The sequence below is a fragment of the Bradyrhizobium lablabi genome (assembly GCF_001440475.1).
Lineage (GTDB): Bacteria > Pseudomonadota > Alphaproteobacteria > Rhizobiales > Xanthobacteraceae > Bradyrhizobium > Bradyrhizobium lablabi.
In genome coordinates this window covers 22,601-32,974 of sequence record NZ_LLYB01000049.1, presented here as the reverse complement: position 1 = coordinate 32,974, position 10,374 = coordinate 22,601, and the positions used below count along the sequence as shown (strand labels likewise).

General features: G+C 63.9%; 11 protein-coding genes. 3 read left to right on the top strand and 8 right to left on the bottom strand.

Annotation, left to right across the window (positions count from 1 at the left end; translation table 11 throughout):
* Nucleotides 1-67 precede the first annotated feature (67 nt).
* Nucleotides 68-1,276, bottom strand: a complete 1,209-nt coding sequence (locus tag CQ14_RS08080) for a DNA recombination protein RmuC (RefSeq protein ID WP_057857434.1) — start codon at nucleotides 1,274-1,276, stop codon at nucleotides 68-70.
* Nucleotides 1,277-1,447: 171 nt separating this feature from the next.
* Between CQ14_RS08080 and def the strand changes: the two genes are divergently transcribed.
* From def to truA, 3 genes are all read left to right on the top strand, one after another.
* Entirely contained in the window at nucleotides 1,448-1,975 is a 528-nt protein-coding gene (gene def, locus CQ14_RS08075) for a peptide deformylase (RefSeq protein WP_057857389.1), read from the top strand.
* A 125-nt stretch (nucleotides 1,976-2,100) separates the two neighbouring features.
* Nucleotides 2,101-3,033: a methionyl-tRNA formyltransferase gene (fmt, locus tag CQ14_RS08070; RefSeq protein WP_057857388.1), complete on the top strand. Its 933-nt coding sequence runs from the start codon at nucleotides 2,101-2,103 to the stop codon at nucleotides 3,031-3,033.
* Nucleotides 3,033-3,770: a tRNA pseudouridine(38-40) synthase TruA gene (gene truA, locus CQ14_RS08065; RefSeq protein ID WP_057857387.1), complete on the top strand. Its 738-nt coding sequence runs from the start codon at nucleotides 3,033-3,035 to the stop codon at nucleotides 3,768-3,770. Before fmt ends, truA begins: the two co-directional genes overlap by 1 nt.
* Here truA and CQ14_RS08060 read toward each other — a convergent pair.
* From CQ14_RS08060 to argB, 7 genes are all read right to left on the bottom strand, one after another.
* On the bottom strand, nucleotides 3,767-4,429 hold the full coding sequence (locus CQ14_RS08060) for a dihydrofolate reductase family protein (protein ID WP_057857386.1): 663 nt from the start codon (nucleotides 4,427-4,429) through the stop codon (nucleotides 3,767-3,769). The two genes, truA and CQ14_RS08060, sit on opposite strands and share 4 nt — an antisense overlap.
* A 34-nt stretch (nucleotides 4,430-4,463) precedes the next feature.
* A complete protein-coding gene (gene dapE, locus CQ14_RS08055; RefSeq protein ID WP_057857385.1) occupies nucleotides 4,464-5,618 on the bottom strand; it encodes a succinyl-diaminopimelate desuccinylase in 1,155 nt (384 codons plus the stop codon).
* On the bottom strand, nucleotides 5,611-6,243 hold the full coding sequence (locus CQ14_RS08050) for a DUF805 domain-containing protein (protein WP_063800322.1): 633 nt from the start codon (nucleotides 6,241-6,243) through the stop codon (nucleotides 5,611-5,613). Before CQ14_RS08050 ends, dapE begins: the two co-directional genes overlap by 8 nt.
* Nucleotides 6,244-6,370: 127 nt before the next feature.
* Nucleotides 6,371-7,216 carry a 2,3,4,5-tetrahydropyridine-2,6-dicarboxylate N-succinyltransferase gene (dapD, locus tag CQ14_RS08045; protein WP_057857383.1) on the bottom strand — a complete coding sequence of 282 codons (846 nt, stop codon included), beginning with the start codon at nucleotides 7,214-7,216 and terminating at the stop codon, nucleotides 6,371-6,373.
* Nucleotides 7,217-7,456: 240 nt separating this feature from the next.
* Complete coding sequence (locus CQ14_RS08040; RefSeq protein ID WP_057857382.1) at nucleotides 7,457-8,146, bottom strand: pyrimidine 5'-nucleotidase; 690 nt, start codon at nucleotides 8,144-8,146, stop codon at nucleotides 7,457-7,459.
* Between the two features lie 13 nt (nucleotides 8,147-8,159).
* Nucleotides 8,160-9,146, bottom strand: coding sequence for a DUF1036 domain-containing protein (locus CQ14_RS08035; protein ID WP_057857433.1), 987 nt, complete (start codon nucleotides 9,144-9,146; stop codon nucleotides 8,160-8,162).
* 167 nt (nucleotides 9,147-9,313) lie between these two features.
* Complete coding sequence (argB, locus tag CQ14_RS08030; RefSeq protein ID WP_057857381.1) at nucleotides 9,314-10,204, bottom strand: acetylglutamate kinase; 891 nt, start codon at nucleotides 10,202-10,204, stop codon at nucleotides 9,314-9,316.
* Nucleotides 10,205-10,374: the final 170 nt, after the last annotated feature.

Below are 10,374 nucleotides of genomic sequence, written 5' to 3'. Positions count from 1 at the left end.
CTGGGTCGCCCGGTCAAGCCGGGCGATGACAGCTTGAGATGTGGTTATAGCGGGGCAACAACGATCGCTACTCCCCCGCCTGCAGCTTGCGCGGGGCGGGGAACAGTTCGGGCGTGCTGTTCTTGACGAAGCGGGGCACTTCCACCGGCGCGTCCGCCTTGCTGAAATCGAGTTCCTCGATCCGCCCGGCGCGCTTTTCGATCTTGTCGGCGGAGATCAGGATCTGGCGCACGTCCTCGTTCACGTCGCTGAAGTGTTTTTGCAGCTTCAGCACGCGGTCACGCAGGCGTCCCAGATCGTCGCCGAGGTTGAGCACTTCGGTGCGGATCTGGTCGGCGGCATCGCGCATCCGCGCGTCTTTCAAAATCTGCTGCATCACCTGGATCGCCAGCATCAAGAGCGAAGGCGACACCAGCACGACGCGGGCGCGGTAGGCCTTCTGGATCACGTCGTCAAAACCGTCATGGATTTCGGCGTAGACCGATTCCGACGGCACGAACATCAGCGCGGTATCCTGCGTTTCGCCCGTGATCAGGTATTTTTCGGCGATGTCGTTGACGTGCTTCATCACGTCGTTGCGCAGGCGTTGGGTCGCGAATTTGCGCTCCTCGTCGCTGCGCGCGTCGTGCAGCGCGGTCATCGCTTCCAGCGGGAATTTCGCGTCGATGCACAGCGGACGCTGGTCGGGCAGGAACACCACGCAATCCGGCCGCTTGCCGGACGAAAGCGTGTACTGGAATTCGTAAGAGCCCTGCGGCATGCCATCCTGCACGATCGCTTCCATCCGCGCCTGGCCGAAGGCGCCACGCGACTGCTTGTTGGCGAGGACGTCGCGCAGGGTAGTCACCTGTGACGTCAGGTCGGTGAGGTTCTTGTGCGCGTTGTCGATGATGCCGAGCCGCTCATGCAGCACGCGCAGACTGTCCATGGTGTGGCGCGTGGTCGCTTCCATCGATTGGCCGACCCGGTGGGTCACCGAATCCAGCCGCTCGTTGACGGCGCGCGCCATCTCGGCCTGGCGGCCGGCCAGCGACTGGGCCATGGCGTCGACCCGGCCGGTCGATTCGCTCTGTGCCCGCAGCATTTCGCTCAGGCGCTCCTCCAGTTCGTCGGCGCGGATCGCCTGCGCCATCGCCTGTTCCGCGCCCCGGCGGCCGGAGCGGGCGATCACGATGGCGATGGTCAGCAGCAGCACCAGCGCCAGCGTGCCGAACCCGATCAGCGCCTCGCCAACGTGAATCGGCAGGTCGCCGACCGTGAGAAGAATTTCGTTCATGTCAGCCTTGTAGCCCGATTCGCCATCGGATGCGAACGAAGAGGGAACATTTATGGTAAACAGCGGGTTAATTTTCGTGGTTAACGCGGCGTTAAAAATCATGGTTAAGGCCGCCTTAACGAGGTCCCCGGCGCATTGACCCCGGCAAATCAGCAGCTTAAATCGCGCGCTATGGCCCTTAGAGAAATCATCATCCTGCCGGACAAGCAGCTCCGGCTGGTCTCCAAACCCGTCGAGAAGGTGACGACGGAGATCCGCAAGCTCGCCGACGACATGTTCGAGACCATGTATGACGCGCCCGGCATCGGGCTGGCGGCAATTCAGGTCGCGCAGCCGCTGCGGCTGATCACCATGGACCTCGCCAAAAAGGACGAGAACGGCGAGACCAAGCCGAAGCCGCGGGTGTTCATCAATCCGGAAATAATTTCCTCGTCGGAGGAAATGTCGGTCTACGAGGAAGGCTGCCTCTCGATCCCCGAATATTACGAGGAGGTCGAGCGCCCCGCGAAGGTCCGCATCCGCTTCACCGATCTCGACGGCAAGTTGCACGAGGAGGATGCCGACGGCCTGTTCGCTACCTGCATCCAGCACGAGATCGACCATCTCAACGGCGTGCTGTTCGTCGACTATCTGTCGAAGCTGAAGCGCGACCGCGTGATGAAGAAGTTCACAAAGGCCGCCAAGCGCGCGGCGGAGTAGGCCCCACCCGATCCACCGTCATGTCCGGGCTTGTCCCGTTTCTCGCTGCACCAAAGACGTGGATGGCCGGGACAAGCCCGGCCATGATGGGTAAAATCGAACATCCTCGGGATACTTCGAACCTCATGCCGCTTCGCTTGATCTTTATGGGCACGCCCGATTTCGCGGTGCCGACGCTGCTGGAACTCGTGGCCCATGGCCATCAGGTTGTGGCCGTCTATACCCGCGCGCCAAAACCGGCCGGGCGCGGCATGAAACTGCAACCGAGCGCGGTGGAGCAGGAGGCGCGGCGGCTCGGCATTCCCGTGATGACTCCGGGCACGCTCAAGACGCCGGAAGCGCTCGCCGAATTCCGCACGCATAATGCCGATGCTGCCGTCGTCGTGGCCTACGGCATGATCCTGCCGCAGGCCATTCTCGACGCGCCGCGTTATGGCTGCTTCAACCTGCACGGCTCGCTGCTGCCGCGCTGGCGCGGCGCCGCCCCGATCAATCGCGCGATCATGGCGGGTGACGCCGAGAGCGGCGTGATGGTGATGAAGATGGATGTCGGCCTCGACACCGGCGATGTCGCGATGGCGGAGCGGCTGGCGATCACCGACACCATGACGGCCGCCGATTTGCACGACGCGCTGGCGCCGCTCGGCGCCGACCTGATGGTGCGCGCGATGGGTGGGCTGGAGCGCGGCGGGTTGCAGCTTACGAAGCAGAGTGAGGACGGCGTGACCTACGCCGCCAAGATCGAGAAGGCCGAGGCGCGGATCGACTGGAAGCGGCCGGCCCGCGAGGTGCTTCGGCATATTCACGGCCTGTCGCCGTTTCCCGGCGCCTGGTGCGAGCTGGCCGGAGAAGCGGAGCCCGTGCGTCTCAAGATACTGCGCTGTGAGCTTGCAAGCGGTTCGGGGTCGCCCGGCGATGTGCTCGACGACAACCTTGCCATCGCCTGCGGTGACCGCGCCATTCGCATTGTGGAGCTGCAGCGTGCCGGCAAGGGGCCGATGAAATCAGCGGAGTTTCTGCGCGGCACGGCGCTGAAGCCGCCTGCGCGGCTGGACTGATGCCCCGCTACAAGCTCCTCATCGAATATGACGGCACGCCGTTCTCCGGCTGGCAGATCCAGGATAACGCGCCGACCGTGCAGGGCGCGCTGGAAGCCGCGGTGAAGGCGATCTGCGACGAGGACGTGCGCGTGCACGGCTCGGGCCGTACCGACGCCGGCGTGCATGCGCTGGGGCAGGTCGCGCATTGCGATATCGAAAAGCCGTTTCCGCCGGGCCGCCTGCGTGACGGGCTGAACGCGCATCTGCGGCCGCATCCGATCGGCGTGCTCTCGGCCGACATCGTGGCCGATGATTTCGAGGCGCGCTTCTCCGCGACAAGGCGGCACTACCGCTATCGCATCACCAACTCCAGAGCCAACCTCGCGCTCGACATCAAGCGAAGCTGGCGGGTGCCGCGCCATCTCGATACGGATGCGATGGACGTCGCGGCCAAGCGGCTGCTCGGCAAGCACGATTTCACCACCTTCCGCGATACCGAATGCCAGGCGAAGTCGCCGGAGAAGACGCTCGACCAGCTCGACGTCATCAGGGAGGGTGACGCGATTTCGATCCTCACCTCCGCGCGCTCGTTCCTGCACAGCCAGGTGCGCTCGATGGTGGGCTCGTTGGTCTGGGTCGGCGAAGGCCGCTGGAGCGCCGACGACCTCGCCGCAGCGCTCGCCGCCCGCAACCGCGCCGCCTGCGGCCCAGTGGCGCCGCCGGAGGGTTTATATTTGGTTCGGGTGGAGTATTAGGCTGGCTTGAGCACCATGTGCGTGGCTTTCGCCGTTGCAACATGGTCAGTCACCTCGTAGCCCAGGCTCGGCAGATCAAGCCCCGCGAACAGGTTCTCACCGGATCCAAGCAGGATCGGCGCAATCGCAATGTGCATTTCGTCGATCAGGCGGGCGCGCAAATATTGCTGGATGGTCGCGACGCCGCCACCCACCCTGACATCCTTGCCGCCGGCCGCCGCGCGCGCCTGTTGCAGCGCTGCCTCGATGCCCTCTGTGACGAAATGGAAGACCGTGCCGCCCTTCATGGTGATGGGCGCGCGGGCATGATGTGTCAGTACGAAGACATCGCAGTGATAAGGCGGCTCGTCGCCCCACCAGCCTTTCCAGGCGTCATCCGGCCAGGGTCCCCGCACCGGGCCGAACATGTTGCGGCCGAGGATCCATGCGCCGATGTTCTCAAAACCTTGCGTGGCAAAATCATCGTCCCGGCCGCTTGTGCCGGCATCCTTTGAGAACAGCCTCTTCTGAATCGTCTGCGTCGGCAGGATCCATTCGTGCAGCCCCAATCCGCCGACGCCCAACGGGTTGTCGGCGTTCTGGCCGGGGCCCGCGCCGTAGCCGTCGGCGGACACGCTGAAGCAGCGGACAACGAGCTTGCTTGTGGCTGAATTGGTCATGGCGTCACATCCTCAGGGATGATGACGGCACAAGTCAGGCAAAATAGCGGTCCAGCACCCCGCGATAGATTTTCGTCAGCTTCTCCAGGTCCGACACCGGCGTGCGCTCGTCGACCTGGTGCATGGTCTGGCCGACCAGGCCGAACTCGATCACCGGGCAATAGCTTGAAATGAAACGCGCATCCGAGGTGCCGCCGGAGGTGGAAAGCTCCGGCTTGCGGCCGGTGACTTCCTCGATCGCGCTGACGGCGAGATCGGTGAAGGTGCCGGGCTTGGTCACGAACACGTTGGAGTTGGAATATTCCCACACAATGCGGGAGCGGATGCGGTTGCCGCAGGCTTTCGCCAGCCGCTCCTCGACCAGGGCGCGCAGCGTTTCCTGGGTATGGTTGTCGTTGTAGCGGATGTTGAATTTTGCCCGCGCCTGTCCGGGGATGACGTTACCAGCGGTATTGCCGACGTCGACCGAGGTGAATTCGAGATTCGACGCCTGGAATTGCGCGCTGCCGCGGTCGAGCGGCTCGTCGGAGAGCGCAACAATCAGCCGCGAAATGTCCGGCACGGGGTTGGAGGCACGGTGCGGATAGGCAACATGGCCCTGCACGCCGTCGACATGGAGTGTGCCGGACTGCGATCCGCGGCGGCCGATCTTGATGCAATCGCCGAGCACTTCGACATTGGAGGGCTCGCCGAGCACGCAATGATCGAACTTTTCGCCACGCTCGGCGCACCACTTCAAGAGCTTGATGGTGCCGTTGACCGAGATGTCCTCTTCGTCGCCGGTGATCAGAAACGAGATCGAGCCTTTCGGCTTGCCGCCATTGTCGGCGAGATACTGCAGCACGGCTGCGACGCTGCAGGCGATGCCGCCCTTCATGTCGACCGCGCCGCGGCCGTAGAGGAAGCCGTCCTTGATATCGCCCGAGAACGCGCCATGCGACCACGCCGTCTCGTCGCCGGCCGGTACCACGTCGGTATGGCCGGCAAAGGTGATGTGCGGCGCCTCGGTGCCGATGCGGGCGTAGAGATTGTCGATGTCTGATGTGCCGGGCTCGCCGAAGGTGACGCGATGCACCTCGAAGCCGGCGTCTTTCAGCAGGCGCTCGAGCACTCCGAGCGCGCCGGCATCGGCAGGGGTGACGGAAGGGCAGCGGACGAGGTCGCGGGTGATGGAAACGGCGTCATTCATAGCCCGGCTTAACACGCCAAACCGGCGGCGGGCCAGCCTCGTGCGGCACCATTTCGATCTCGCTCTGCTGATCCCAGGGCGGGCGTGTATCGGGCCGCGGCGGCGATGCCAGCGGGTCGGGCCCAAACCGGTTGGTCTTCCGCGAGCCCTTGAGGAAGTACAATTCGACGAAGATCCAGATGCAGCCGGCAAGGGCGATGAGGCCAAGCGGAAGGGCGGCATACGAGAAATAGGACTCGTCGGGAAGCAGGTCGACGAACTTGTTGTAGAGCGGAACGGCGAAAAACAGAACCACCCACCAGCCGGTCTTATCGCGGTCATGCAGCCGCTTGATCGAAGTGGCCAGCCAGACCCACATGAAAAGCCCGGAGAAGGCGGCATTGAAAAAAATCGCAGGCAGGTCGGCCAAGGAAAGGGATCGATAGGAACCGGGATCGAAGATCTTGAAGAGATCTTCGATCCCGTAGCCGAGACTTATCCGCCCGGTACCACCGAAGAGGGCGACAACGCCGACCGTCAGCAAGCCCAGGAAGATCATCCAGCACACGATGATCAGCGTCGCCAGCCAGTATCGGGCGCGGCTAATGCGGCCCTGAAAACGGAACAGATACCAGGCGTAGTCCATCGGTCGACCTCCGAACGGCGGCATTTCCGCCATCCGGTACATTGGTCGCGCCATGGGGCCCGGGGTTCGACCGGGGGGCATGACCGGACCGCCTTCGGGGCCAGATCATGCCCCAAATGGCCGAATCTTAGTCCCGCAGCAGCTCGTTAATGCTGGTCTTGGCGCGGGTGCGCTCGTCGACGCGCTTGACGATCACGGCGCAGGCGGTGGACGGGCCGGGCTGGCCGTTCTTCATGGGCTTGCCGGGCAGCGCGCCGGGAACCACGACCGCATATTCCGGCACCTCGCCGATGAAGATTTCGCCGGTCTCGCGGTCGACGATCTTGGTGGAGGCGCCGAGGAACACGCCCATCGACAGCACCGCGCCCTTGCGCACGATCACGCCTTCGGCGACTTCACTGCGTGCGCCGATGAAGCAATCATCCTCGACGATCACGGGCTCGGCCTGCAGCGGCTCCAGCACGCCGCCGATGCCGACGCCGCCGGAAATATGCACGCGCTTGCCGATCTGCGCGCAGGAACCAACCGTCGACCAGGTGTCGATCATGGTCGCCTCATCGACGTAAGCGCCGAGATTGACGAAGGACGGCATCAGCACGACGTTGCGGGCGATGAAGGCCGAGCGGCGCACGATCGCGCCGGGCACCGCGCGGAAACCCGCGTCGCGAAAACGGTTCTCGCCCCAGCCATCGAACTTCGAGGGCACCTTGTCCCACCACGACGCCTTGCCGGGACCGCCCGGGATCTGGCCCATGTCGTTGAGGCGGAACGACAGCAGCACCGCCTTCTTGAGCCACTGATTGACCTTCCACTTGCCCGAGACCTCACGCTCGGCGACCCGCGCCTCGCCCTTGTCGAGCAGTTCGAGCGCGTGATCCACGGCCTCGCGAACCTCGCCCTTGGTCGACGTCGAAATGCCGTCGCGGGCATCGAAGGCGGAGTTAAGGGTGGATTCGAGCGCGGACAGGGACATCGGGATTTCCTCGAGATTGCGGGCGAAGCGGGAGGCTTTTTCGGGATTTGGCGGGGGAGAGTCAAGGCAGGATGTCGTCCCTGCCGCCCTCTCAACTCGTCGTCCGCGAACGCGGGGACCCATAGCCACGAATGTTCGTGGTTACGACGGGTCGTCGAACAGCGTTCTTAAATCGATAGATCACGCGGTATGGGTCCTGGCGCCCGTGCGCAATTGCGCACTAGGCCGGGACGACACCGATTAGGTGCTCAACTTCTCCAAAAACCCCGTCAGATCATCGGTGACATGATCGACATAGGCCGCATCCCGGCCTTCCAGCTCCCAATCCTCGCGCACCACTTCCTTGGCGCCGTCGGGCACCACCAGCACCGTGGTCATGCCGAGCTGGTGCGGCACCACGAGGTTGCGGGCGAGGTCCTCGAACATCGCCGATTTCTGGGGATCGACGCCGTGGACACGCAGGAACCGGTCATAGGTCTGCGGCGCCGGCTTCGGTTCCAGTTCGGCGGCGATGATGTCGAACACTGCCTCGAAATGCTCGCCAATGCCGAGTCGCTCCAGCACCGCGCCGGCATGGTCGGTCGAGCCATTGGTCAGGATCAGCTTGCGCCCGGGAAGCTTTGCGATCGCAGCCCCCATCGCCGGGTTCGGCTCCAGCGGCGAGTGATCGATCTTGTGGACGTAGGCGAGGTAATCGTCGGCGTGCACGCCGTGCTCGGTCATCATGCCGCGCATGCTGGTGCCGTAGCGGCGGTAATAGTCCTTCTGGATCACGCGAGCTTCTTCCGCCGAGATTTTCAGGAACGCGCTGATGAACTCGCCGATCCGGGCGTCGACCTGTTGCCACAAATTGACGTGGTGGGGGTACAGCGTGTTGTCGAGATCGAACACCCAGGTGTCGATATGTGTGAAGGGGCGGGGTGTTGTCATACGTTCTCAACCATCACGGCATCGCAAATCGCAGCGTCTTGCCGCCGCTCGACATATCGACTGGTGCAAAGCCGGTCGCGGCAAGCCCGCGGGTACCGCAATCGCCCTGTTCAGAGACTTCGAACTTGCTCTCGCGCGTGCAGAGCTCTTTCGCGCCGCCCCAGTTCAATGGCCTGTCCCGGTACTTGATGGCGCGGTTCTCGCCGTCGACGGCTTCGGCAAAACTATAAACCTGTTTCGGCTGGCCGGTCACATCGGGATGCAGGCATTTGCCGGGATCGATGCGATACCAGCCGCGGCTGGTCACGGCCTTGCCGTCATCGGTGGCGACCGCGGCCATGATCTTGTGCGGCGTGTCGTTGCACCAGGTCAGCCCGGTGGAGGAGGGCTTCTGCACCGCGTCGATCATGGTGGTGAAGAAGGTTTGCGACTGCACGATTTCGGCCGAAAGCCCCCGGCTCTTGAGGAACGCCGAAAGCGCGGCCTGCGTCTTCGGCCCGTCGACGCCGTCGATCGGGGCGGCGTCATAGCCGGCGATGACCAGCAGCCGCTGGATGCCGGCGAGCCGAGCCTGCTCGTCGTCATATTCCGAGTCCTCGGCGAGATAGGCGACGAGGTTGCCGTCGTCGGTCCGCGTCGGCGTGATCTGGGTGAAGGGCGCCGGCGTCTGGTTGCCGCGGCACTGGCGGGCGGCGGCGATGACGAAATTATCGGGCGCGATGCACAGCGTGTCGCTGCCGTTCTGCGGGATCGGCGAGGCGCCGTAGACGCCGAGCGCGCGCGCATTCAATAGGATGCGGTCGGCGGTCAGCGCGCCCTGCAGCACCACGCGGCAGACGGCCGGATCGATCCGGAACCAGCCGCGCGTCGCGGTCGCCGATTTCTCGTCGATGCCGATCGCGGCCTCGACCACATAGCTCATGCGGTTGCAGAGCTTTAAATCGGCAAAGGCGGGCAGGGAGGAGACGAACAGCGAGATCACCGCCGCCGGCAGGGACATCAGGAAACGTGTCAACGCCGAGCGCGGCCGCCGCAGTGCTCTCAACTCGTGATGCCTGGGCTTGACCCGGGCATCCACGTCCTTCTTCCCGTCGGGAGCAAACAAGTCGTGGATGGCCGGGCCAAGCCCGGCCATGACGGCCTCGGTTCGCGTCGCCGCTTTGCTCATCACTTGTGGATCAGCGTACCGGTACCCTGATTGGTGAACAATTCGAGCAAAACCGCGTGCTGCATCTTGCCGTCGATGATGACTACGCCCTGCACGCCCTGTTCGAGCGCGTAGATGCAGGTTTCGACCTTCGGGATCATGCCGCCGGAAATCGTGCCGTCGGCGATCAGCTTTCGTGCGTCCTTCACCGACAGTTCCGGAATAAGCTTCTTCGACTTGTCGAGCACGCCGGGAACGTCGGTCAGCAGCAACAGCCGCTTGGCCTTGAGCGCGCCGGCTACCGCACCGGCAAAGGTGTCGGCGTTGACGTTGAGCGTGTGGCCGTCATGCGAGGTCGCCAGCGGCGCCAGCACCGGGATCAGTTCATAGCCGATCAACTGGTTCAATAGCGTGAGATCGACCTTGTCGGGGTCGCCGACGAAGCCGAGATCGATTGCCTTTTCGATGTTCGAATCCGGGTCGACCATGGTGCGCGTCGTCTTCGACGCCTTCACCATGTTGCCGTCTTTGCCGGAGAGGCCGACCGCCTTGCCGCCGGCCTCGTTGATGTAGCCGACGAGCTGCTTGTTGACCGAGCCCGCCAGCACCATCTCGACGATCTCGATCGTCGCCGCATCGGTGATGCGAAGCCCGGCTGCGAATTCCGACTGGATGCCGAGCCGCTTCAGCATGGTCGCGATCTGCGGCCCGCCGCCATGCACGACCACCGGGTTGATCGCGGTCTGCTCCAGCAGCACGATGTCGCGCGCAAACGCCTTGGCGGTTTCTTCCGCGCCCATGGCATGGCCGCCATATTTGATGACGATGGTTTCCTCGTCGTACTGCTGCATATGCGGCAGCGCTTCCGACAGGATGCGGGCCTGATCGAGCGGGCTGATATTCTGCGTCATGAAGCGGGTCTCGCCATTGCCGATGTCGGGCCGGGTTCTATCTGATTGGCGGGCAGGGCGCAAAGTAGGGGATTCTGCGTTCGCGGTCTCTTTTTNNNCCCCTTGTGGGAGAGGGTGGATCGAATGAGCGAAGCTCATTCGAGACGGGTAAGGGGTTCTTTCCGCGGACG

Bases quoted from the DNA above. Each gene is read 5' to 3' on its own strand.
- dapE (WP_057857385.1), bottom strand. From the start codon at position 5,618: ATGAATGACGCCGTTTCCATCACCCGCGACCTCGTCCGCTGCCCTTCC.
- CQ14_RS08060 (WP_057857386.1), bottom strand. From the start codon at position 4,429: ATGACCAATTCAGCCACAAGCAAGCTCGTTGTCCGCTGCTTCAGCGTG.
- CQ14_RS08080 (WP_057857434.1), bottom strand. From the start codon at position 1,276: ATGAACGAAATTCTTCTCACGGTCGGCGACCTGCCGATTCACGTTGGC.
- argB (WP_057857381.1), bottom strand. From the start codon at position 10,204: ATGACGCAGAATATCAGCCCGCTCGATCAGGCCCGCATCCTGTCGGAA.
- def (WP_057857389.1), top strand. From the start codon at position 1,448: ATGGCCCTTAGAGAAATCATCATCCTGCCGGACAAGCAGCTCCGGCTG.
- dapD (WP_057857383.1), bottom strand. From the start codon at position 7,216: ATGTCCCTGTCCGCGCTCGAATCCACCCTTAACTCCGCCTTCGATGCC.
- CQ14_RS08050 (WP_063800322.1), bottom strand. From the start codon at position 6,243: ATGGACTACGCCTGGTATCTGTTCCGTTTTCAGGGCCGCATTAGCCGC.
- fmt (WP_057857388.1), top strand. From the start codon at position 2,101: ATGCCGCTTCGCTTGATCTTTATGGGCACGCCCGATTTCGCGGTGCCG.
- CQ14_RS08040 (WP_057857382.1), bottom strand. From the start codon at position 8,146: ATGACAACACCCCGCCCCTTCACACATATCGACACCTGGGTGTTCGAT.
- truA (WP_057857387.1), top strand. From the start codon at position 3,033: ATGCCCCGCTACAAGCTCCTCATCGAATATGACGGCACGCCGTTCTCC.
- CQ14_RS08035 (WP_057857433.1), bottom strand. From the start codon at position 9,146: ATGTCCCTGCCGGCGGCGGTGATCTCGCTGTTCGTCTCCTCCCTGCCC.